Here is a 23,337-nt window from a genome sequence, read left to right on the forward strand (position 1 = left end):
AACGGAGGTACGCATGATCAAGCTAACAGAAATAGCGATAAGCCCTGATTTGCCCTTGATCCCGGAACATACGGTAACAATTTCAGACTATGGCGCGGTAGGAAACGGTGTATATGACAATACCCGAGCATTTCATCAAGCGATCGAAGCCTGCGCAAAGGCAGGAGGCGGCACGGTGGTCATCCCTCCGGGGATATGGCGCACCGGTCCGATCAAGCTGCAGAGCCGGATTGAGCTTCACGCCTCAGCCGGTGCCCTCGTTGTGTTCAGCAAGTTTTTCGAAGATTATCCGCTCCTGATGTCCACGTATGAGGGCAGGCAGATGTTTCGCTGCCAGTCTCCGCTCGATGGCGAAGGGCTGGAGGATGTCGCGATCACCGGGAGCGGGATTTTTGACGGAAGCGGCGAAGCCTGGAGGCCCGTTAAGCAAGGGAAGCTGACGGAAAGCCAGTGGGAGCGCTTAATACAATCCGGCGGCGTCGTGGATGACCAGGGATTATGGTGGCCAACGCCCGCTGCTCGGGACGGTCAGGAGACCCTGGACCGTATCGAACAGACAGGCAGCGAGGAATCACAGGATTATGAGCCCGTCAGAGACTACTTGAGACCCAATCTGCTCAGCTTGAGAAACTGTAAGCGGATCCTGCTCAGCGGTCCCACCTTTCAAAACTCCGCAGCCTGGTGCCTGCATCCTTGGGCATCGGAGCAGATCACCATTCAAAACATTACCGTCCGCAATCCGTGGTATGCCCAGAACGGGGACGGTCTGGACATCGATTCGTGCAAATACGTAACCGTTGAAAACAGCTCGTTTGATGTAGGAGACGACGCGATCTGCCTGAAGTCCGGCAAAAATGAGGCCGGGCGCTTGTTGGGAAAGCCGAGCGAGCGAATCCGCATCCGGAACTGCACCGTTTATCACGGCCACGGCGGCATCGTGGTCGGCAGTGAAATGTCCGGAGGCATTAAGGATGTATACGTATCCGATTGCACTTTTATCGGCACCGATATCGGCATTCGCTTTAAAAGCTGCCGCGGGCGCGGCGGCGTTGTCGAGAACATCTTGATTGAACGAATTCGGATGCGGGATATCGACGGGGATGCCATCTCCTTCAATTTATATTACGAGGGGAAAGCCGGCTCCGGCGAATACCAAGAGGAAGTAATGCTGCCCGTTACCGAGGAAACCCCCGTGTTCCGGAACATTGTCATTCAGGATATCGTGTGCAGCGGCGCGCATACTGCGCTCCTCATCAACGGCCTGCCGGAGATGCCGGTGGAGAACTTGACGGTGAAGCGGTCCGCCATCACAAGTCGGGAAGGCATTGTATGCCGAAATGGACAAAACCTGAGCATTCAGGACATGGTCCTTCGCACTCAGGATAATCCGCTGCTTCTTTTTCACCAAAGCCGAAATGTTCAAGTGGCGAATGTCAGCGGAGAAGGCGGTGCGCTGGACGACCGCCAGTTGGTGGTGACTGGGGAACGGTCCAGCCAAATCGAATGCTCGGGGCTGAAGGCCGATAAGGCTAGGGGGATCGAGATCTCTTCTGAAGTGGAACCGGGGGAGGTCGTGATCAAGTAGCTTTCGGATTAAATATGGCTTAGAAAGGGGGTGATCGGATTATAACCGTTGTCAGAATCTCAAAATGATAAGGAGGTATGCAAATGAAAGCAGCAAAATGGTTGAAGCAAATGCTTGTCTTCACGATGCTGTTTACCGGTTTATCCGGCGGAGGTGCTTATGCTGAGGAAAATCCTGAATCCCCAGCCCCGGCAAATCCCCCGCAAACGCCTGCATTTCCGGGGGCCGAAGGCGGTGGGAAATATACGACCGGCGGCCGGGGCGGCGAAGTGTACGAGGTAACGACGCTTGCCGACTCGGGACCGGGGTCGCTTCGTGACGCTGTCAGCGCCGGTAACCGGACCGTCGTATTTAAAGTCGGCGGCGTGATTCAGCTGAAATCCCCACTGAAGATTCTCGGAGACAACCTGACGATTGCCGGTCAAACGGCGCCGGGCGATGGGATTACGGTTATCGGGCATCCAACGACCTTCGATGGAAACAACCTGATCATCCGTTACATGCGCTTCCGGCTGGGCGATATGAATGAAACGGAAGCAGACTCTTTTGGCGGACGGTACAAGAAAGACATTATCATTGACCACTCCTCGTTCAGCTGGTCCGTTGACGAAGTGCTCAGCCCTTACGGCAACGAAAATGTCACCGTGCAGTGGTCGATCATCGCCGACGCCATGCATATTAGCAGACACGTCAAAGGCAGACACGGGTACGGCGGGATATGGGGCGGAAAGAACACCAGCTTCCATCATAACTTGATCGCTCACAATTCCAGCCGCAACCCTGCGTTTGACAGCACGGCCGGCAACTCCCATGATTTCCGCAATAACGTGGTATACAATTGGGGTTTCTTTGCCTCGTACGGAGGCAAAGGCGCAGTTACCAATATCATCAACAATTATTACAAGCCGGGTCCGGAAACGGAAGTCGTTCGGTTTATGAATGCGGAGAGCACCGGAAGTTACTTTATCGACGGCAACGTCATGGACGGGTATCCGGAATATACGCAGGATAACTGGTCCGGCGTTCATAAATACCCAAATTACGTGATGCTGGAAACTCCCGCTTCCTTTGCCAATCCATTGCCGATCGAATCCGCCGAAGAGGCTTATGAAGCGGTCATGCAAAGCGCCGGAGCCACCCTGCCTAAGCGGGATGCCGTCGATGCCCGGATCATCCAGGATGTGATCCACCGAACCGGCATGCATATTAACTCCCAGAATGAGGTGGGCGGATATCCGCTCGTGGAGCCGGTTGTTTCCAGAATAGAAGATGACGATCAAGATGGAATGCCGAATGATTGGGAGATCGCCCACGGGCTGGATCCGAAAGATCCGAGCGACCGCAATATGACCAATAACGAAGGATTTACGAATCTGGAGCTGTATCTGAATTCCATACCAGGAAACGGATCGGCCAATCCCTCAGCGGTCATTACCGCCCCGGCAAACAACACGGTGGTAAAAGCCGGCTCGAACGTCACGATTGAAGCGTCCGTTTCCGATGAAGACGGCAGCGTTACCAAGGTGGAGTTTTACCGGAACGGAGAAAAGGTTGGGGAGGACGAAAGCATGCCGTTCCGCTATCAGTGGACGGATGTTGCGGATGGCACCCATTACTGGGCCGCAAAAGCGATCGACGATACAGGCACGATGGCATTCTCAACGAGCGTGGTCGTTCATGCGAACACTAAAGGGAGCATCAGGCCTTGGAAATCGGCCGATGTCGGCAGTCCGGGAATTCCGGGACACACGCAGCTCGGCGGCGCGCCTGGCGAGGTGACCGTCAAGTCCGCGGGTGATATCGGCGGCACGAAGGACGTCTTTCATTTTGCATATCAGAAGGTAAAGGGAGATGCTGAAATCGTTGCCCGGATTGAAAGCATCACTCCCACGAATGAGGAAGCGGAAGCCGGCATCATGTTCCGCGAGAGCCTGAAAGAGGATGCCTCGTTCGTTTCCCTTGTCGTCCCTTATATTCGCACGGGGAAAAGAGGCGTAACCCTTAGTCGAGCCGAGGAGGGCGGCGAGGTCGCGAGGATTCAGCCGGATCAGGAATTTCAGCTGCCATACTGGATCAAGCTTGTCCGCAAGGATAATCAATTCACATCGTTCGTTTCTCAAGATGGAACCAGCTGGACCACGGTTGGAAACGTCCAAGTCGATTTGCCGAAGCAAGTCTATGTCGGGCTTGTGGCGGATGCGGCTAAAGTTAACAATGAGACGTGGAAATACAATACTTCCACATTTTCCAATGTAAATATCTCGGCGAAAACAGGCATCGGTCCGAAGGCCGAGTAATGTGAACGATGACGAAGAAACTGGGCAGCTTTGAGAACAAAACAGGGATGATTTCATCCCTGTTTGTTGTTGTCCTGGCTCCCGTGGTCCTTTCGATACTATCGTTCACATAGTGTTACATTTCAGTATGACTGCAATCACATATGCGGGGATGGGAGTTTCATATACTTGAGTTGTAAGAGTGAAAAAGTTCACAAACACGTATTTAGTCTAGGGAGGTTTGAATATGAGTTCATTCACGCTTCAGAGCCAAGTATCCGATATTGTGACATCCATCCCGCAAACCGCGGATTTATTTCGATCCCTCCGCATCGATTTTTGTTGTGGCGGCCAGGTGCCTTTGGAAGAGGCAGCCAAGCAGCGTCTTTTGGATCCAGCCGACGTTCTGGAGCAGGTTCGGTCCGTAGAGAGCAAGTTTGCCGATTACCAGGAAAGCCGTCCCGCTTCATTGAAGGAATCCGAACTGATTGATCACATCCAACAAAAACATCATGCCTTCCTCCGTGATGAATTACCGGCATTAACGCCCTATGTAACGAAATTGGCCCGTGTGCATGGAGAGCATCATCCCGAGCTGCTTCGCGTGCAGGAGCTCTTCTCGGAATTGAAAAAGGAGCTGTTAGAGCATACGAAGGACGAGGACGAGCATGTATTTCCGCTCATCTTGAAATTTGTGGCGGACCCTAGCCACCAAGCGGCAGCAGAGCTTAAGCCGCACGTATCCGAACTGGAAGATGAACATGCTCATGCCGGCAGCTTGCTGCAGGAGCTCCGGGACGTAACATCCGATTTCGAGCTTCCGGCTGATGCCTGCGGTACGTATCGGCTTGTCTTTCAACGGTTAGCCATGCTTGAAAAGGACACCTTCGAGCATATCCATCTGGAAAACAACATATTGTTTGAGCGGCTGCGCCAAGCGGTATAACCTTTCGACAACGTCCCTTCCTCACCGAATGAGGAAGGGATTTTTATTGTTCCAGACCATCATCCTACTCAACGATTCGCTGCATTCGGACGATAAATATAGTGATCAGAAGGGAAGATGCGGTTCCCAATGATACGCCTATAAGCTTGACGACATTGAATGGCGGACAATAGCGCCCGTATGAAGGGTTGGGGGAGATAGCATGAGCAATGTAACTGAGGAACAAACGCAGCACGAGATGATTGGGGCCTTTGTCAAGGTAGCTCCACTTTTGAAAAGTCTTACGAATGATGACATCACGATTGGCATTTACGACACGGAGAAGCTCATCATCAACATTCCGGGAAGAACCTTTTCGCTGAATGTCAAACCTGGGGACCCGCTCGTGGAGGGGGACATCGTAACCGATGCCATCCGCAATAATAAAGCTATATCGGCAGTCGTTCCGAAAGAGCTGTTTGGATTTCCGCTTGCTGCACGGGCGATCCCGCTGCATGACGAGTTTGGCAGGGTAATCGGCGGCGTAGGCATGGGTACAAGCCTCGAAAAAGCGAATATGCTGTTTGAGATGGCCGAGAGCTTTTCCGCGATTGTCGAGCAGACCACCGCATCCATTGAAGATATTAGCCAATCCATCGCCCGCCTTACCGATCGGGTATCGGACGTAACCGGCCAAATGTCGGAGGTTAGCTCCAGTGCGCAGCAGATCGGCAAGATATCCACCGTCGTGAAGGAAATTTCGGATCAGAGCAGCATGTTAGGCCTTAATGCTTCGATCGAAGCGGCAAGGGCAGGGGAAGTCGGTAGGGGATTCTCGGTCGTTGCCGATGAGATTCGGAAGCTGGCGACAAGCTCCAAAGAAAACGTGGACCAGATTAATGGCATCACCAAGCATATACAGGATTTTCTACAGCGGCTAAATCATGCTTTTGACGATATCCACACGCTGACCGATACCCAGTCAAGGACGATTCAGGAGTTCTCGGCAACGATTCATGAGATTAGCATCAAGGCAGAGGAACTGGCACAGGTTGCTGAAGAAACCTTGTATTCCAAAGAAAATAAGCAATAGGATAACCGAAACTCTCCTAATTCTTTAATTTTATTTGCAGGAAGAAGAAATACGCGGATGTATTTCTTCTTTTTTTATTTGATTGATGAGCTCCTTTATATACTCGATTTTGTATAGGGATTGGAGCATAAGGGGAACTTACTGAATATGTCAGATTTTGTGGAAAGGGCTGAATGGATTGGAATTTTTTGAAAGCCAAGAAACGCTGACGTCCATCCAATGGATCTTAAGAGGCATCGTTAGCTTTGTTTTTTTACTTTTAGTAGCGAAAGTAATGGGACAGCGTTCCATTTCTCAATTAAGATTTCTAGATTTCATTATCGCTCTCATTCTCGGCAATATAATAGCTCACCCGCTCTCAGACGAGGAACTGGGCTTGGAAGGATCAATGATCACCACCATCGTGATCATTGTGCTGTATGTCGCGGCGACATGGCTGAGCCTGAAGTGGCCGTTCATCAAACGTTATCTAGATCCGCCACCCATCACGCTCGTTAAAAATGGTCTCATCCAATTCCATAACCTGTCTAAAGCAAGGATCTCCGTCGATTATTTATTCTCCGAGCTTAGAAAAGAGAAAGTAGAGGATATACAGAAAGTATCGCTGGCTTTGTGGGAACCGGGGGGAACCATTTCCGTATTCGTGGACACTCCATACCAACCGGTTACTCCGTCTGATATGAACATAGTGACCCAACCATTTACGATCTCGAGGCCGATTATCGTGGATGGAAAAATCGATATGCTGCTCCTTCAGGAAATCGGAAAGGATCTTGATTGGCTCAAATTAAAAGTAACGCCTGCTCATAAGAATATTCAAGATGTGGCATTAGCGACCATTAACGATAAAGAAGACGTGCGCTTCTATTCCAAGCAAGATAGCCAGTATACGCATAAATAACTCTTCCGATGATGACGTCGAAAGAGTTTTTTTCTTGCTAAAATGTTGACTATTTCGAAAAGCCATGCTATATTCTCATCATTCTTAATCGTAATAATTACGATTAGGGAACATCAATCCAACTGGCAATCCATTGGAACAGAGGGAGCCCGTGATGAAGCAGAAGATCGATTTTGTGAAATGCAATCCCACGCAGAACATGACGATTCTCATTAACACCAAGCTTCCGCCCGATGAACATAAACGCGTCGCTGCTAAAATCATGTCATACGACAATGTTTATGCTGAGCAGGTTGGTTTTATCGAACAATCCATGAAAGATGATGCGGATGCGTTTCTGCGGATGGCAGGAGGTGAATTTTGCGGGAATGCTTGCATGGCCCTAGCGGCATACCTGGCTGAGGTTCAGGGGATAAAACGACATCTAACAACCGAGTTTCGGCTAGAGGTTTCAGGGGCGGAGCGGTTAGTGTCATGCCATATAACAAAAAACAAGGAGGATTATCGCTGCAGGGTCAACATGCCGCTTCCGGTAAGAATTGATCAAACGGTCCTTCAAGACGGATGCTCCCTTGTTGATGCGGTTGTCGTTCGATACAAAGACTTTGTTCATTTTGTGATTGAAGTGGAGCGCTTCGATGCGCAAATGAACAGCAGCATGTTGGCCATGGCCAAGCACATCGGACCCTTTCTCGATGCAAGAATGGTCGGAATCCTGTTATACAACTCCCGCATTAGGGAACTGACTCCGCTCATTTATGTACCGGAGCTTAATAGCGCGGTGTGGGAAAGAGGTTGCGGATCCGGCACCGCTTCCGTAGGCGCCTACTTAGCTTGGAAGCATAAGAGGGGTGTCGAGGCTTCCATCAAACAGCCCGGAGGAACGATTCATGTAAAGGCCCTATTTGATCAAAACCGGTTGACGCATCTGGAAATCGAAGGGGCCGTTGGCATTGCAGCTCAAGGCATCGCATTCATTGATCTGGATGAAGACCATATTGCGGGGGTGGGAAATCGTGAAACTAACCATGTTTGATCAATCCTTGGCTGAATATTTAACAAGGTTTAAGTACTATGCAGACCGCTGCGATGATATTTCCCGTCACCGAACGGAGCTGGAACGTCTGGTCGATGATTATTCAGCATTTATTACCGACCAGTCCAACTCCAACATATGGGAAGAGCTGGAGCGGCAAGGAGCTGGAGGTTTAAACGGGCTTGCGGAGGAATTGAGAGCGTATTCGGCACGCAGCGTAGCGACTCTGGAGAAATATCGCGCATTGAAATTGATCAAGGGAGACACGGGGATCACCGATTATTTCAGGAATATCGAAGAATGCATCGAGAAAGAGTTCGGAAGCTTCCAAGTGACTTCGAAGTCGATCGTACTGCTGGTTGGATCCGGCGCATTTCCGATGACGGCTCTATTGATTGCCAAGCGAACGGGAGCCGAGGTGATCGGCATCGACATTGACGATGAGGCCATTAGGCTCGGGGTAAAGGTTATCGAGACATTGGGCCCGGAGCTGAAGATCCGGCTGGAAAACACGCCGGTAGAATACCTTGATTACATAAAAGAGGTCACCCACATCATTTTTAGCTCAACGGTTGCCGAAAAGTACGACATGTTGCAGCGGTTACATCCACTAACGAATGAAGAGGTCGTTGTGGCCATGAGGCACGGAAACCGATTGAAGTCTTTATTCAATTACCCCATGAAAGAAACGGATGAGGACAAATGGAAACTCGTTGATACGGTATTGCGCCGAAACGATATATTCGACATCGCGTTGTACAAAAAAGCATCATTGCACATGGCAAATTGAAGTGAGGTGTCCTTGTGAGGGATATGAAGCGAGTCCTGTTATTGGGAACGGGTCCTGCCGCCTTGCAGCTGGCAGTGATCCTTAAGAAAGGGTTCCATTGTCATTTGGGCATTGCCGGTCGGGCATCGGTCCGTTCCGCGGATTTTTTTGAATCGCTTGCGGCCAGCGATCAAAGGATTCGCGTAAGCATCCAAAACGTAAAGCATCTTGCCATGGAAGGCGAATGCCGCTTGGACGAAGTATACCGAGGCTTTGAAGCCATCGAAGGCCAGTGGGATACCCTGATTTTGGCAGTGACCACCGACGCTTATATGGAAGTCATGCGACAGATCGACCAAGACGTTCTACGAAAAATCAACAGCTTGGTGCTGATCTCGCCTACATTCGGTTCCAACAGCTTGATAGCCGGTTTTATCAGGCAGTTCAATCCGGCTGCGGAAGTCATAAGCTTTTCTACATATATCGGGGACACCAGGTGGGTGGATGACCGGGTTTCCAATCATGTCATGACGACGGGGGTCAAGAAAAAAGTCTATATCGGCTCGACGCGGGGCCGCTCAGATTTTGTCGACAGGCTGTGCGGTCTGTACAAGCTATCGGACATTGAAGTGGAATTCATGAGGACGCCCCTGGAGGCAGAAGCGCGAAATATTTCGTTATATGTCCATCCCGCTTTGTTCATGAATGACTTCTCATTACACGCCATTTTTGACGAATCGGGTTCTCGCAAGTATGTCTATAAGCTTTTCCCTGAAGGTCCCATTACGCAGGATCTGATCCGCAATATGTTAGCCCAGTGGAAAGAAATAATGAACATCTTGGATCGATTAGGGATGAGACGCATCAATTTGCTGAAGTTTATGACGGATGATAACTATCCGGTGAGAAATGAGAGTTTATCACGCCGGGATATCGACAGCTTCGAACACTTGGAAAGCATTCATCAAGAGTATTTATTGTATATCCGTTACGCCTCATTGTTAATCGATCCCTTCTCTCAGCCGGATCCCGATGGTAAGTACTTCGATTTCTCGGCGGTGCCGATCCGGCGTTTGTTCATCAATCTGGAAGGCTGCCTGGATATCCCGAGAATGCCCAAGGAGGACTATTATCGGATCAAGATCATACAAGGCATCGCCAGCTTCTTAAAGGTGGATTGTCCAACCATCGATCGGTTCATTTCAGCATATGAAGCCAAAATCGTCAGCGTGGCACTTGCTCATAAGGACCAGCCGTTGTCCGGTGCCTTCGCGGTTCAGAGCTTCGGAGAAGATCTGGCCTTGATATGCAAGGACATAACAAATACATGAACGTTAACCTAATCAAGTGGGTAGCAGGAGGAAAACCGTGAAAAGAAAAACCGTAATCATATGGATGATTTTGTGCACGATGGCGCTATTGGCAGCCTGCGGAGAGACGAAACAGGAAAACAAAGCCGCATCGGCTGTCCGGGATGAATTAATCTATGCGACAGCAAAAGATATTCATGATATGAACCCGCATTTGTACACGGGGTCTATGCCGGCTCAGGGCATGGTATACGAGTCGCTGGTGGAGAACACGAAGGATGGCATCAAGCCGCTGCTTGCGGAATCTTGGGACCTTTCCGAAGACGGGCGGACCTATACCTTTCATTTAAGAAAAGACGTGAAGTTTCATGACGGAGAACCGTTTAATGCCGAAGCCGTCAAATTGAACATCGACGCCGTACAGCAAAATGCCGAAAAACATGCCTGGATTAAGCTGTCGAGCAAAATCAAAAACGTGAAGGTCGTGGATGAATACACTGTCCAATTGATCTTAAGCGAAGCTTATTACCCAACGCTGGTCGAATTGTCCATGACGCGGCCGTATGTATTCCTATCGCCGAAGGACTTCATTCAAGGGGAAACGAAGGATGGCGTTAACGGCCATAACGGTACAGGTCCTTACAAGTTCACGGAGCATAAAATCGATGAGTACGCCGTCTTTACCGCCAATGAAGAATACTGGAACGGTGCGCCGATAATCAAGAAAATTACGGCCAAGGTGCTGCCTGCCGGCGAGACGACGTTTCTGGCCATGCAGAAAGGAGAGGTGAACTTCGTATTCACCGATGATCGGGGGGCAGACAGCATCGACGTGCAAGCGATGAATCAACTGGTTGACGCCGGAACCTATCAGCTTGTACGCAGCGAAGCCATGAATACGAAAATGATTGTCGCCAACAGCAGCAAATCGGACAGCCCGGTAAGCGAAACCGCGGTGCGTGAGGCAATCTGGTATGCAATCGATCGTGAAACGATCAGCAAGGACATATTCGAAGGAACCGAAGCCGAGGCGAACAGGCTGTTCTCGTCCAACGTGAACTATGCGGATGTCGAATTGAAGGAACGCGGCTATGATCCGGGAGCGGCCGAGTTAATCTTGGAACAAGCCGGATGGAAAAAAGGCAGCGGCGCTGAGGCCAGGACGAAGTCCGGACGGCAGCTGGCCATGAACTTATATTATGACAGCAATTCATCTTCGCAAAAAACACAGGCGGAATTCATTCAGCATGCGCTAATGCAGAACGGGATCAAGCTGGATATCATCGGCGAAGAATCGAGTTCGATCGCGAATCGAAGGTCTACGGGCGATTACGAGTTATTGTTTAATCAGACCTGGGGATTGGCGTATGACCCCCAAAGCACCATCGCTGCGTTCACTTCCGAAGCTTCATATCTGCATACAACCAAAGGGATCGCCGAAGCGGATCATCTCTATGACCGGATACAGCAGGTTATGGTGTCGACTGACGAGGAGGCCAGAAAGGCGTTGTATGCCGAGATCATGCGGACGGTTCACGATGAAGCCGTATTTATCCCGATTTCGAGCGGGAGCGTCACGGTTCTCGCACCGAAGGACTTGAAAGGCATTACGTTCAAGCAAACCCAATTTGAGCTGCCTTTTGAACAAATGTATTTCGAATAGGCTTTCGTGCTCATCAATCGATAAGGAGCCATTATGGGAAGTTATATAGCTAAACGATTATTGCTGTCCGTTCCGATTCTGCTTATGATTTCATTCTTGACCTTTCTATTGATCAACCTGTCGCCCATGGATCCTGCCGAAGTGGTGCTCCGCGCCCAGGAAGTTCCCGAAATCACGGAGGAACTGATCGCTAAGACGCGTGAAGAGCTGGGACTGAATCAACCCTTCCTGAAACAATATGCCGACTGGGTGATGGCCTGTCTTCAATTGGACTTCGGGGAGTCCTACGTCACGGGACAATCCGTGTGGTCCTTGATAAGTCCGGCGTTTCTCAACACGTTAAAGCTAACGCTGGTTTCGTCGATCATCATTATCGTCATGTCCGTCATCTTGGGGGTTATCTGCGCATTAAACGAAGGCAAAATGCTGGATCGAACGGTAAGAGGCGCCTCTTTCTTTCTGACGGCGATGCCTTCTTATTGGCTGGCTTCGATCATGATCTGGTATTTCTCCGTCCGGCTGGACCTGCTGCCGACCAGCGGCATGGACTCCTATCAAAGCTATATTCTTCCCGTAACGGTCATATCGGTGAGTTATGTCGGCATTTACTTCAGAAACGTAAGAAGCTCCATGCTGGGCCACTTGCATGAAGACTATGTGGTTTATGGGAGAGCTTGCGGTTTGCCCGAGAGGAAGATTACGAAACATATTCTCAGAAATTCGCTGCAAGTCGCCGTATCCATCTTTTGCATGGCGATCCCTATTATACTGGGCAGTACCGTAGTCATTGAAAATGTATTTGCATGGCCGGGACTTGGGCGACTGAGCGTGAAATCCATCTTGAGCAGGGACTTTCCGGTCATTCAGGCCTATGTCCTGATCCTGGCTGTAGCCTTTGTCTTATTCAACACCTTGTCGGACATGATCAATGCTGCGTTCAATCCGAAATTAAGGAAGGAAATCTGATGAGAGCACTGAAAAATCTGAGCAGAGACAAGCTGGCCAGCCTGTCACTGCTCCTTATTGCCGCAATCGTAATCTTGGGGCTGTTCGCCCCTGTATTCGCGCCGCACGATCCGAACCATGTCGATATGAAGCTGCGCTATGCCGGCTCGTCCTGGGCGTATTGGTTCGGCAACGACCATTTGGGGAGATGTGTCCTGTCCCGGCTGATTTATGGCATACGTCCCAGTATTTTATGGGTTCTGGCCGCATTGTTGGCATCGGTAGGCGTAGGTGCGGCCGTTGGATTCCTGGCAGGCTACTTCAGAGGCAAAACGGACGCGGTTCTGATGAGAATTTGCGATATTATGCTTTCTTTTCCCGGGTATGTCATGACGCTCGCGGTTGTCGGCATTCTGGGTGCAGGCCTTGAGAACATCCTGATTGCCTTTGTTGCTATGAAATGGGCGTGGTTTGCCCGCGTCATCCGAACGTCGGTCCAGCAGTATGCCGAAATGGATTATGTGAAGTTTTCAAAAGCAGCCGGCATCAGCAATCGTAGAATCATTATGAAGCATATCGTTCCCGTAACATTCTCGGATATTGCCGTCATTGCCAGTGGTTCGATGTGTTCCATGATATTGCAAATCTCCGGATTATCCTTCTTGGGGCTGGGCATCAAGGCCCCTCACGCCGAATGGGGGATGATGCTGAATGAAGCGAGAGAGGTTATGTTTTCACATCCCGAGCTGATGTTGGCGCCCGGCTTGGCGATCGTCATTGCCGTATCGGCATTTAATTTTCTGGCGGATGGGCTTCAGGTCGCGCTGGATCCCAAACGAATGAACTCCGGCAAGCAGTCGCGAGTTGCAGAGGTGGAGAAACCGAATGTTGAATATGCTAGAGGTTAACCATTTGAGGGTATGGGACGCGAATGAGGGCAAAGAGATCATCCGTGACAGCTCTTTTCAGTTAAAGCCCCAAACCTGCCTGGCCATCGTAGGGGAAAGCGGGAGCGGAAAATCCCTTACGTGCAGATCGATCATCCGATTGCATAAGCCCTGGATTCGTCAATCCGGGGAGATTCTGTTCAAAGGCGAGAATTTGAATCAACTTTCGGATAAAGAAATGAGAAGAAGAAGGGGTAAACAGATTGGGATGATCATGCAGAACGGTATGGGAGCGTTTGATCCATCTTCCGTAGTCGGCGTTCATTTCCAAGAGACGTTGAAGGCGCATTTCGGCTGGAGCAAGAGCCAAGTCGAAACCACGATGAAAAAAGCGATGGAGAGCGTCATGCTCAATCATCCGATCGAAACCATGAACAAGTACCCTTACCAACTATCGGGCGGCATGCTGCAGCGCTTGATGATTGCGCTCACGCTGGTTCTTTCGCCCGACATCGTGATCGCCGATGAGCCGACGACGGCACTCGATACCATCTCGCAGTACGAGGTCGTTGAACAATTCATCCAGCTCCGCGAGCGAATGGGAGGCTCCATGATTTTTGTGTCCCACGACTTGGGGGTCGTGAAGAAGATTGCCGATGAAGTAATGGTCATGAGAAACGGCGTTATTGTAGAAAGCGGGAGCGTTGAAGAGGTATTATCGGCACCGCGGCATCCCTATACGCAGTACCTGGTTTCTACCCGTCTTGAGTTGAGCAACCATTTCAACGAGATTATGAGGGGGGAGTAGCGTGCTGAAGGTAGAGAACGTACATAAATCTTACCGGGTAGGCGGCCTGTTCTCGAGGAAAAAGCAGCAAATTCTGCACGAGGTAAGCTTCGAATGCGGAAGCGGCGAGTGCCTTGGCATCATCGGCGAGAGCGGAAGCGGAAAATCTACCCTTGGACGATTGATTTTGGGTATTGAACAACCGGACCAAGGGGCCGTCTTATTCGAAGGAAACGATGTGAGGAATCGTCATGTGCGTTCCGGCAATATGAGTGCGGTTTTTCAGGATTATACGTCTTCGATAAACCCGTTCTATACCGTGAAGGAAGCCGTCATGGAGCCCTTAACGGCGCAGGGTCCGGTACGCTCCGACCAAGACGCCCGAGTCGATCGTTTGCTGCATCAGGTCGGGTTGGACGCTTCCTACAAAACGAAATATGCGCATGAGTTATCCGGCGGAGAGGCGCAGAGAGTCTGCATTGCCAGAGCGATTGCCACGGAGCCCAAGTGCATCGTGCTCGACGAGGCGATCAGTTCTTTGGACGTATCCGTACAGATACAGGTCCTCCGCTTATTGAAGGAGCTTAAAGACATCTATCAGATGAGTTACGTCTTCATCACGCACGACATTCAAGCTGCCGCTTATATTTGCGATAGGGTTCTTATTTTCAGAAGCGGCAAGGTGGAGGAGACGATCGACGTCAAGCAATTAAAGCATGTTCAGTCGGATTATGCCAAAAAATTAATGGAGCATTTGATTACGTTCTAACGTTTACACGCAAGCAGGAGGAGAAATATAGTGAGTGGAGCGATGTCTTGGCCGTTTTTGCGTTTATATATGCTGGCCCTGCTTTATTTCAGCGCCAATGCCTTACTTAACGTCATCATTCCGCTTCAAGGAGCCGCCTGGGGAGCCAGCAGCACAACCATCGGTCTCGTCATGGGAGCTTACATGCTGACAACGATGTTCTTTCGGCCCTGGGCCGGGCATTTGATCCAAAAGCATGGGCCCGTTAAGGTGCTGCGCCTGGTTCTGTTGGTAAACGGCACTGCCCTGATTCTGTACACTTGTACCGGATTAGGGGGATACCTCATGGCTCGAATTTTGCAAGGCATTTGCACGGCTTTTTTTTCGATGGCATTACAGATCGGCATCATGGATGCGCTGCCTGAGAAGGAGCGTTCGCAAGGCATTTCATTTTATTCATTGTTCACTTATATCCCGGGCGTGATCGGTCCGGTTCTCGCATTAGGCCTCTGGCAGACGGGCGGCATGGATTCATTCACGCTTATTCTTGTTGCGATCGCCATTTGTACAGGTTTGTTCGGGTACAGCGTCAAGATGGACGAAGAAAAGGCTCCATCGGAACAAGCGACAAGCCGTTCGGGCGTGTTCCATTCCTTCGGGCAAATCGTTAAGAATCGGTTCCTGTTCCGATGCAGTGTCTTGATGCTGTCGGCATCCATCGTATTCGGAGCGGTCACCACGTTTATGCCTTTATACGGTGAGCAGCTGAACAGCGGCAGCGCCGGCATTTACTTGATGCTTCAGGCTGCGGTCGTTGTCGCTTCGCGGTTTGTCCTGAGAAAACGAATTCCGTCCGATGGCAGATGGCATTCATGGTTTATCATGGGTACCATGCTTCTTGTAACCCTGGCTTCGGCATGCATCAGCCTGTCTTCAGAGTTGGGAAGCATGCTGCTGTACGCAGGCGCCATTCTTATGGGCATGGCCCAGGCGCTGCTGTACCCTACGTTAACGACTTATTTGTCATTTGTATTGCCCTCGTCCAATCGCAATGTGTTAATCGGTTTGTTTATTGCGATGGCCGATTTAGGCGTATCCTTGGGCGGGGTCGCGATGGGACCGATCGCCGATTATTTGTCCTACTCCACCATGTACATGATCTGTGCAATTTTAAGCATGATGATGGTTATTTTCGCTTACGAGCGAAAAGGAGGCTTGGCTGCTTCAAACTCCAGCCATATCAGGGAGAGAGAAGGGGATGTTTAGCAATGTGCTGTACTTTTCTCCCGACTCCCCTTTAATCACATTCCGCCTGAAGGTTCATGAATCTCTGCTCGCTGGTTGAGCAGAGATTCTTTTTTGATTTACTCAAAAGCTTCGCTTATATTGGCTACGTGATCGATCCATAGCCATCAACTATGAGCTCTGCCGCTCAGGCGGGAAATATTGTTGAAGCTCATCCCAATGCGGCGTCGCCATATTCGCGCTTTTCTTTAAATCGGCAAAAGCTTGCTGCAGCGCTGTTACCTCGTTGGCCGACACCGCCTTATCACTTAACAGAATTCTGCTGATCGGGATAGACAGCATCATCTTCAATAGAATGTATAAGAGCTTTCTGTTTTTGCGGGCGAACTGCTTTTGAGCGGCTGGCGTAACCGTGAACCCGTTTTTCTCCAATACTTGATGCCCCTCATCCATAGCATGGATGACAAGGTGAAGAAGCTTCCTGTCTTTGGCGGCTCTGCGCAAATTCCCGTTATATGTAGAAGCAATGGAATTCAAAGCCAAGATCATGACATAATGACTCTTCAGCCACTCATTCATATTGTTTTGGTAGGTCCATGCATATTTGGTGTTTGCCAAAGCCTGATCGATGAACGGCCGCCAAGACAGATCCTCGCCTAATCCTCCGATATTGATTTTGATTCTTGGGCCGCGCACGCTAATGACAAGGCCATTCTCTCTCCAGCCAGCGATCGATTGAAAAGCGAAGGCCACATGTTTCGTTACGGGGCTATGGGCTTGCAAGTAGGTTTGCATATCCTGAGGGCTTGCATTGTTGCCCATGATCACGACATGGCGGCTGTGATTCGCAGCCAGTGCAGGCAATACGGCCTCGAAATCCTTGGTTTTATCGGACGCTAATGAATCAATAATAGAATGACCTCCGCCGAATCCGGTGAGAGGTTATTTCTGTTTAATAATGCTGACAAAGACAACGCAAAAAAGGAAATTAGCCTTCCAAGGAGAACCATATACTACTTGAAGGAGGATGCTTTATATGCCCAGAAACATACTTGTGGTCGATGATGATCCGGATATCGTAGACATGCTGAAACTCTATTTAGACGCAGAAGGATATGCGACTTTGGCAGCCTTCGACGGGCTTGCAGCGCTTGAGCATCTCCGAAGCCAACGCGTCGATCTCGCTCTGTTCGATATCATGATGCCGGTCATCGACGGATACCAGCTGCTCCGCACGATTAGACAGGATTATAAAATCCCGGTCATTCTCGTATCGGCCAAAAATCAGGAGCTCGATAAAATCACGGGCCTCAAGCTCGGAGCAGACGATTATGTTTCCAAACCGTTTAGCCCGATGGAAGTAATGGCAAGAATTCAGGCCCAGTTAAGACGGTCCTATGAATTCAATGAGCCGTCGGAACCTGACCCGGTTTCCGTCACCCGCATCGGTGATTTGGTGCTGGATCATCGCGAATACATGCTGTATATCAAAGGAAAGCCCATTTCGCTCAGCGCGATCGAATATAAATTGTTAAACCTGTTTATGGGAGAACCGGGGCGCGTATTTACGAAACGTCAAATGTTTGAGCATGCCTGGGACGAGTTGTACCTGGCCGACGATAACGCCGTTATGGTGCAGATTAGCAGGCTGCGGGACAAAATCGAGACCAATCCGAGAAACCCTGTTTATATCAAAACTATCCGCGGCCTCGGCTACCGGTTTGCCAAGAAAGATGAGTTAGACACATGAAAACGCCTAATCGTTTACAGCGTTCGCTGATCGGACAATACTTGTATTTCTTTGTTATGATTGCCATCATTGCGGCGTTATCGTTGTTTCTATTGAATGCGCAAATCATGAATTATTTTCTCGATTCAACCGGGCAGATAAAGGTGGAGGAGACTCAGAAGGGCCATTCGCCCGCTACGCCAGAGGAGAGCTACAGCGATCAACAAGAGCGCGTATTTTATAAAATGGCTCTTCAGACCCTGCTTCTGTTTCTCGTTTTGTTTGCGATCACCGTGTATGCGTTCGGAAGAAGGACCGCTTCGAGGCTCACGACTCCGCTCAGCTCCATAGCCGACGGCATTCGAAACATTGCCCAAGGTCAATACCGCAAAAGGCTAAACTTCAAAGCAAGCTATGAGCTCGCGCAGATCCAGGACGATTTCAATGATATGGCAGAGCGTCTCGAGCGGATGGAGCGGGAAAAGCAGGAGCTGGAAGAAAGCAAGCAGCGCATGCTGATCGACATCTCCCATGACTTGAAGACACCGTTGACTACCATACGGGGCTATATCGAAGCGCTGGAGGCGGGACTCGTGGATACGGAAGAGAGAAGACGCCAGGTGTTGCGTTTGATATCCGACAAAGCCAGTCTGATGTCGGAGCTGATTGACGGCATCTTTGACCTGTCCAAGCTGGACAGTGCCGATGTTCCTTTCTCCGTTGAATTCTCCGACATTACGGAATTTACGAGGAAAATCGCGGCCGAATATTATGAGGTTTTCGAAGATAAACAGCTTGTTTTCCGTTACGATATTCCCGATCGGGAAATGAAGGTCCCGTTCAACGCGATCTGGTTATACCGGGCGGTTTCCAATATGCTGTCCAATGCATGGAAATACAACCCTCCCGGCACAACCGTGGAATTGAAATTGGTAATCGCAGAGAACGGGGTTGAGATTCACGTTGCGGATGATGGCGCCGGTATCCCGGAAGCCCTAAAGGATAGGGTGTTCGAAGCTTTCGTTCGCGGAGACAAGGCACGGACAAGCGATGGCGGCACGGGACTCGGTCTGGCGATTGCCAAACAAGTGGCAGAGAAACATGGAGGAAAGATCAGGCTTACCACAACAAACGGGCAGACGACATTCGTTCTGTTTCTGCCGAGCAATATGTAAGATTTCTGAAAGAATTGGGAAAGTGCACAGAAAGAGTGATCCGGTATCCTCAGATGTAGAACGATCTACTAAATAGAGTGCAGGAGGACTGGGAAGAGTGGAAATACAAAAAGAGAAAGAGAACGAGAAGGGCATTGCCATTATACAAAGAATCGTTGCAAACCGGAAACGTATGCAGCCTTTAACTCCTGGATGGAAGGGAGCGTCGCTTGGACTAGGAGGCATCGCCTTCATTCTAATCCTGATCCAGGCCGATTATTTATTGACGGGGCACGGTTTCATAAAATATATCGCGGGCACGTTTTTGTTTGTCTTAGCGATTGCAATGATAAGCGGCTTGACGGCGTTGCTGCTGCACGGGGTCAAGAAACTGCCAAGCCGCTATATTTGGACGTTGACAGGCTCACTGACCTTGCTTGTATTCTGCTTCATCGTGCCGCCGAAAGTATCGGCCGTGTTCATTGCATGTTTGGCCTTTGTTTTTTCTTTATTTGGGGCATTGCTTTATAAAATTGCAGCCGGAAGCTACAGGCAAGTCTCAAAAGGAAGGAGAATCGGCGCCTTGGCCTGCTTGTCCTTGATCGCCATCGTGATCGGAGCGGGCAGCTTCTGGCTGATTCGGGAGGGAGATGAAGCCGCTCCGACCGTCACGTTACAACAGCTGAAAACCTCAAGCCGGTATGAAGACTCGACGATGAACAATCCGGCAGAACAAGGCAACTATCCCGTCCAAAGCCTATTATACGGCAGTCCTGACAACTACCGGAAAGAGTTTAATCAAAGCGGTTCGCTGACGACCAAAACGGTGGATGCGACCGAGTTTGTCGACAAATGGTCCTCAGGGCGAACGAAGTCGCTTGGATTCGGACCGGATGCCCTGCCGTTAAACGGAAAAGTATGGTATCCCGAAGGGGAGGGCATATTTCCGCTGGTCCTGATTGTGCATGGAAACCACTTAATGAACGATTATTCCGATCCCGGTTACGAATACCTCGGCAAATTGCTCGCGAGCAAAGGGTATATTTTCGTCTCCGTGGATGAAAATTTCCTGAATGCCGCTCCATACGAGGACCTTTTTCTGGTTAGCGCCCTCCAACGTGAAAATCCGGCAAGAGGTCTGCTGCTGCTGGAGCATTTGAAGACTTGGAAGGGCTGGAACAGCGCTCCGGACAACCCGTTTTATCAAAAGGTCGATATGGAACGAATCGCCCTCATCGGTCATTCCAGGGGAGGCGAAGCCGTCGCGATTGCGGCTGCCTTCAACAAACTCGGCAATCACCCGGATCACGGCCATATCAAGTTTGACTATAACTTCTCGATCCGCTCTCTCATTTCCATTGCGGGAACGGACGGGCAATATCAGCCGCAAGGCAAACCGCTGCCGCTGCAGGACGTGAATTATCTCTCTTTGCATGGAGCTCATGATATGGACGTCAACAGCCTGGATGCTGCCAAACAATATCATCGGATTCGTTATACCGAAGGCAAAGATTATATGAAGTCGATGATTTATGTCTATGGGGCCAACCATGGCCAGTTCAACGGAGGCTGGAACAGAGGGGATGGGGCAGGTCTTGCGAATCGTCTCTTTAATCTTCGTCAAATCATGCCGCGGGAAGAGCAGGAAACGATTGCCAAGGTGTTTATTTCCGGTTTTCTCGATGCAACGCTTAAGGACCAACGTCAATATCGGGAGATGTTCACGGATTTGGGTTACGCCAAGGAATGGATTCCCGACAACCTGTACGTCGGCAATGTTTACGATTCGGGGACGACCATGATTGCCGATTTTCAAGAAGACATCGATCTGCAGAGCACGACGCTGCCTGGAGGCAGCCTGATGGGCGAACATCTCCGGGTATGGAAGGAGGAGAAGGTAAGGACCAAGCATGGCTTGGCCGATTACAGCGCGGTTCGCTTAGGCTGGGACACGAGAGGAGAATCCGAACCTGCATCCTTCACGGTCACGCTGCCGGAACGCGGCATGGAAACGGGAACGGAAAGCTCTATCGTATTTTCGATGGCGGACGCCCGTGGAAAAGACGCGAGCGGCGACCCGAACGAACTGATCAATGCAACGGTTTCCGTTGAAGACAAGAAAGGCAATCAGGCAAGTCTTCCCCTCAGCCACATATCCAAACTGCCGCCTGTTATAGAAGGTAAACTTCTCAAATGGCCGTTTTCGAATTCCGGGAACATTTCGGAGCCCGTATTTCAAAGCTATGACTTCCCGTTAAGCGATTTTGAACAATTGAATCCGGACTTCAACCCGCAGCAGCTAAGCAAGGTCCGTATTCAATTCAACCTGACCAAGCGGGGAACCGTGCTGCTGAGTGACATAGGGGTCCGATCCTAACATGTTTGATATGGTCTGATAGGATGGCTATGATGACTGCCAGCAGCCAAGAACTCTATACGCTAAAGAGGCCGCCATTTTGGCGGCTTCTTCAGCTGTAGATTGAGCAGCGGGCTCCAGCCCGTTATCGATTATAAGCGGTAGTACGTATCCGTTTTCGGAAAATGAATCGTGACTATTGTATGCCTTCCAGCCTCCGATCGGATAGACAAATGATGTCCCAGCTTATGCGCCAATTGTTTTGCAAGATAAAGTCCCATGCCGGTCGATTTGGGATGGCTTCTTCCGATAGATCCGGTAAATCCTTTCTCAAATACTCGATGAAGGTCCTCCGGCTGGATCCCGATCCCCGAATCTACAATATTCAACCGCTTTTCTTTACGGTCTTCTTCCACCGTAAATGCAATGTTCCCGCCTTCGTCCGTATATTTCAACGCATTTGAAACGATTTGATCAAGGATAAATCCAAGCCATTTGCGGTCGGTATGGATGGTTTGCCGAATGTCCTCCATATGTAACCGAATCTGTTTATTGATAAACGTCTTGGCGAATTTTTTCGCACAGGTTTTAATGATCGCTTCCAACGGTTCTTCCGTGATGAAATAATCCTTGGAAAAAGAATCGATTCGAGAGTAGTACAGTGCCTGCTCCACGTAATTTTCTATTTTATCCAGTTCATCCTCAAGTTTATCGGCCAGGGAATCTGCCGTTTCCCCCATGCTGTTGTCCATGAGCAGACGACTTGCTGCAATCGGAAGCTTTACCTCATGAATCCAGGACATGATAAATTCCTGGTGATCTATTTTTTCTTCATTAAGTTTCCGGAGTTCTCCTTCATGATGCCGATGCAATTTGGCAAAAAGCTCGAGATACAGCCGCTGCTGCGAATTTTGTGGTTCAGGGGCAGCGACAGGCCAATCTTCCCGGTCAAGATCGATCAGCTCCTGCAGCTTGCGGTAATAGGATCTGCGATAAACATAGCCAATCAGTAAGTAGGCTGCGGTGAAGGCAAAACAAACGATTTGAATATAAAGAATGCTGTCTAAGGCGTGACCTCGGCTGACGGATAGGGCAATGATCATCGAAATGAAGCCCATCATCCCCGCGTACAGCAACAAAAAATAACGTTTGTCCTTGATGTATTCTAAAAAACTCATGGGATCCTATAACCTTGCCCTTTCTTGGTTACAATCCAGTTTTCCTTGCCGATGCCGGCCAGTTTTTTGCGCAAGCGGACGATGTTGACGGTTAACGTGTTTTCGTCCACGAAGCTTTCATCCTGCCAAAGATGACGCATGATTTTCTTGCGGTCTACAACGGTTCCCTTCTGCTGCATCAGGATCTTCAATATACTGACTTCGGTTTTGGTAAGCTCCGCTTGTTCGGTTTCATAAGTGATCGTCCCTTTGTCCGGAAGGAACACGACCCCCTCATGCTCGAACACGTTGGATTGCATGTCCGAATAGGAATACGTTCGGCGCAGCAGCGCATTGACTTTAGCGGTCAACACATCCATATGGAACGGCTTCTGAATATAATCGTCCCCGCCCATATTCACCGACATGACAACATCCATGGGCGAATCGCGGGAAGAAAGAAAGAGCACCGGCACATTGGAGATTTCCCTAATCTTTTGACACCAGTAAAATCCATCATACGACGGCAAGTTGATATCCATGATCACAAGATGAGGCTGTTCATGAATAAAGCATTGCGCGACCTGGTCAAAGTTATCGACGCTGACCGATTCCAGGCTCCATTTGGTTAAAGCTAACTGGATCATCCCGCGAATGGTCGGGTCATCCTCTACGATCATGATTTTCATAAACGATCCTCCCGGGCGTTACTGGCGGCAAATTAAACACATTGTATACGATCTTCCCGCGGCAGACAAGCAAGTTTCCGGG

20 protein-coding genes are annotated in these 23,337 nt (G+C 49.9%); 17 read left to right on the plus strand and 3 right to left on the minus strand.

The window, feature by feature from the left end:
• Nucleotides 1–13 precede the first annotated feature (13 nt).
• From M1D70_RS14460 to cntE, 14 genes are all read left to right on the plus strand, one after another.
• Nucleotides 14–1,585: a glycoside hydrolase family 28 protein gene (locus tag M1D70_RS14460; RefSeq protein ID WP_456290250.1), complete on the plus strand. Its 1,572-nt coding sequence runs from the start codon at nt 14–16 to the stop codon at nt 1,583–1,585.
• Nucleotides 1,586–1,668: 83 nt separating this feature from the next.
• A complete protein-coding gene (locus M1D70_RS14465; protein ID WP_456290251.1) occupies nt 1,669–3,882 on the plus strand; it encodes an Ig-like domain-containing protein in 2,214 nt (737 codons plus the stop codon).
• Between the two features lie 226 nt (nt 3,883–4,108).
• The gene (gene ric / locus M1D70_RS14470) at nt 4,109–4,807 is read left to right on the plus strand and encodes an iron-sulfur cluster repair di-iron protein (protein WP_456290252.1); all 699 of its coding nucleotides are present in this window, start codon (nt 4,109–4,111) and stop codon (nt 4,805–4,807) included.
• Nucleotides 4,808–5,009: 202 nt separating this feature from the next.
• Nucleotides 5,010–5,879: a methyl-accepting chemotaxis protein gene (locus M1D70_RS14475; RefSeq protein WP_009593834.1), complete on the plus strand. Its 870-nt coding sequence runs from the start codon at nt 5,010–5,012 to the stop codon at nt 5,877–5,879.
• A 178-nt stretch (nt 5,880–6,057) separates the two neighbouring features.
• Complete coding sequence (locus tag M1D70_RS14480) at nt 6,058–6,780, plus strand: DUF421 domain-containing protein (RefSeq protein ID WP_456290253.1); 723 nt, start codon at nt 6,058–6,060, stop codon at nt 6,778–6,780.
• Between the two features lie 154 nt (nt 6,781–6,934).
• Nucleotides 6,935–7,816 carry a diaminopimelate epimerase gene (locus tag M1D70_RS14485; protein ID WP_456290254.1) on the plus strand — a complete coding sequence of 294 codons (882 nt, stop codon included), beginning with the start codon at nt 6,935–6,937 and terminating at the stop codon, nt 7,814–7,816.
• A complete protein-coding gene (locus tag M1D70_RS14490; protein WP_456290255.1) occupies nt 7,797–8,606 on the plus strand; it encodes a class I SAM-dependent methyltransferase in 810 nt (269 codons plus the stop codon). Before M1D70_RS14485 ends, M1D70_RS14490 begins: the two co-directional genes overlap by 20 nt.
• Nucleotides 8,607–8,620: 14 nt before the next feature.
• Nucleotides 8,621–9,916: an opine metallophore biosynthesis dehydrogenase gene (locus M1D70_RS14495; RefSeq protein ID WP_456290256.1), complete on the plus strand. Its 1,296-nt coding sequence runs from the start codon at nt 8,621–8,623 to the stop codon at nt 9,914–9,916.
• Between the two features lie 37 nt (nt 9,917–9,953).
• On the plus strand, nt 9,954–11,558 hold the full coding sequence (cntA, locus tag M1D70_RS14500; RefSeq protein WP_456290257.1) for a staphylopine-dependent metal ABC transporter substrate-binding lipoprotein: 1,605 nt from the start codon (nt 9,954–9,956) through the stop codon (nt 11,556–11,558).
• 33 nt (nt 11,559–11,591) lie between these two features.
• A complete protein-coding gene (gene opp1B / locus M1D70_RS14505) occupies nt 11,592–12,524 on the plus strand; it encodes a nickel/cobalt ABC transporter permease (protein ID WP_456290258.1) in 933 nt (310 codons plus the stop codon).
• Complete coding sequence (gene cntC / locus M1D70_RS14510; RefSeq protein ID WP_456290259.1) at nt 12,524–13,411, plus strand: staphylopine uptake ABC transporter permease subunit CntC; 888 nt, start codon at nt 12,524–12,526, stop codon at nt 13,409–13,411. Before opp1B ends, cntC begins: the two co-directional genes overlap by 1 nt.
• The gene (gene cntD / locus M1D70_RS14515) at nt 13,389–14,198 is read left to right on the plus strand and encodes a staphylopine uptake ABC transporter ATP-binding protein CntD (RefSeq protein ID WP_009590607.1); all 810 of its coding nucleotides are present in this window, start codon (nt 13,389–13,391) and stop codon (nt 14,196–14,198) included. Before cntC ends, cntD begins: the two co-directional genes overlap by 23 nt.
• Before the next feature lies 1 nt (nt 14,199).
• Entirely contained in the window at nt 14,200–14,946 is a 747-nt protein-coding gene (locus M1D70_RS14520) for an ABC transporter ATP-binding protein (RefSeq protein ID WP_456290260.1), read from the plus strand.
• A gap of 30 nt (nt 14,947–14,976) precedes the next feature.
• Complete coding sequence (cntE, locus tag M1D70_RS14525) at nt 14,977–16,191, plus strand: staphylopine family metallophore export MFS transporter CntE (RefSeq protein ID WP_456290261.1); 1,215 nt, start codon at nt 14,977–14,979, stop codon at nt 16,189–16,191.
• 150 nt (nt 16,192–16,341) lie between these two features.
• On the opposite strand, the gene M1D70_RS14530 is transcribed toward cntE, so the two are convergent.
• Nucleotides 16,342–17,034, minus strand: a complete 693-nt coding sequence (locus M1D70_RS14530; RefSeq protein WP_456290262.1) for a ketopantoate reductase family protein — start codon at nt 17,032–17,034, stop codon at nt 16,342–16,344.
• Between the two features lie 172 nt (nt 17,035–17,206).
• Between M1D70_RS14530 and M1D70_RS14535 the strand changes: the two genes are divergently transcribed.
• The 3 genes from M1D70_RS14535 (at nt 17,207) to bahA (ending at nt 21,430) form a co-directional block, all read left to right on the plus strand.
• Complete coding sequence (locus M1D70_RS14535; protein ID WP_456290263.1) at nt 17,207–17,920, plus strand: response regulator transcription factor; 714 nt, start codon at nt 17,207–17,209, stop codon at nt 17,918–17,920.
• Complete coding sequence (locus tag M1D70_RS14540; RefSeq protein WP_456290264.1) at nt 17,917–19,074, plus strand: sensor histidine kinase; 1,158 nt, start codon at nt 17,917–17,919, stop codon at nt 19,072–19,074. Before M1D70_RS14535 ends, M1D70_RS14540 begins: the two co-directional genes overlap by 4 nt.
• Nucleotides 19,075–19,171: 97 nt before the next feature.
• Nucleotides 19,172–21,430 carry a bacitracin amidohydrolase BahA gene (gene bahA / locus M1D70_RS14545; protein WP_456290265.1) on the plus strand — a complete coding sequence of 753 codons (2,259 nt, stop codon included), beginning with the start codon at nt 19,172–19,174 and terminating at the stop codon, nt 21,428–21,430.
• A gap of 131 nt (nt 21,431–21,561) precedes the next feature.
• Here bahA and M1D70_RS14550 read toward each other — a convergent pair whose 3' ends face one another.
• Both M1D70_RS14550 and M1D70_RS14555 read right to left on the minus strand, forming a co-directional pair.
• Nucleotides 21,562–22,587: a sensor histidine kinase gene (locus tag M1D70_RS14550; protein ID WP_456290266.1), complete on the minus strand. Its 1,026-nt coding sequence runs from the start codon at nt 22,585–22,587 to the stop codon at nt 21,562–21,564.
• Nucleotides 22,584–23,255: a response regulator transcription factor gene (locus M1D70_RS14555; RefSeq protein WP_456290267.1), complete on the minus strand. Its 672-nt coding sequence runs from the start codon at nt 23,253–23,255 to the stop codon at nt 22,584–22,586. The genes M1D70_RS14550 and M1D70_RS14555 overlap by 4 nt, the downstream gene beginning before the upstream one ends.
• Nucleotides 23,256–23,337 lie beyond the last annotated feature (82 nt).

Source organism: Paenibacillus sp. AK002 (genome assembly GCF_053903045.1).

Coding starts and splice junctions, on each gene's coding strand:
- ric (WP_456290252.1), top strand. CDS start 4,109: ATGAGTTCATTCACGCTTCAGAGCCAAGTATCCGATATTGTGACATCC.
- M1D70_RS14465 (WP_456290251.1), top strand. CDS start 1,669: ATGAAAGCAGCAAAATGGTTGAAGCAAATGCTTGTCTTCACGATGCTG.
- M1D70_RS14475 (WP_009593834.1), top strand. CDS start 5,010: ATGAGCAATGTAACTGAGGAACAAACGCAGCACGAGATGATTGGGGCC.
- M1D70_RS14535 (WP_456290263.1), top strand. CDS start 17,207: ATGCCCAGAAACATACTTGTGGTCGATGATGATCCGGATATCGTAGAC.
- M1D70_RS14555 (WP_456290267.1), bottom strand. CDS start 23,255: ATGAAAATCATGATCGTAGAGGATGACCCGACCATTCGCGGGATGATC.
- M1D70_RS14485 (WP_456290254.1), top strand. CDS start 6,935: ATGAAGCAGAAGATCGATTTTGTGAAATGCAATCCCACGCAGAACATG.
- cntC (WP_456290259.1), top strand. CDS start 12,524: ATGAGAGCACTGAAAAATCTGAGCAGAGACAAGCTGGCCAGCCTGTCA.
- M1D70_RS14540 (WP_456290264.1), top strand. CDS start 17,917: ATGAAAACGCCTAATCGTTTACAGCGTTCGCTGATCGGACAATACTTG.
- M1D70_RS14460 (WP_456290250.1), top strand. CDS start 14: ATGATCAAGCTAACAGAAATAGCGATAAGCCCTGATTTGCCCTTGATC.
- cntD (WP_009590607.1), top strand. CDS start 13,389: ATGTTGAATATGCTAGAGGTTAACCATTTGAGGGTATGGGACGCGAAT.
- M1D70_RS14550 (WP_456290266.1), bottom strand. CDS start 22,587: ATGAGTTTTTTAGAATACATCAAGGACAAACGTTATTTTTTGTTGCTG.
- opp1B (WP_456290258.1), top strand. CDS start 11,592: ATGGGAAGTTATATAGCTAAACGATTATTGCTGTCCGTTCCGATTCTG.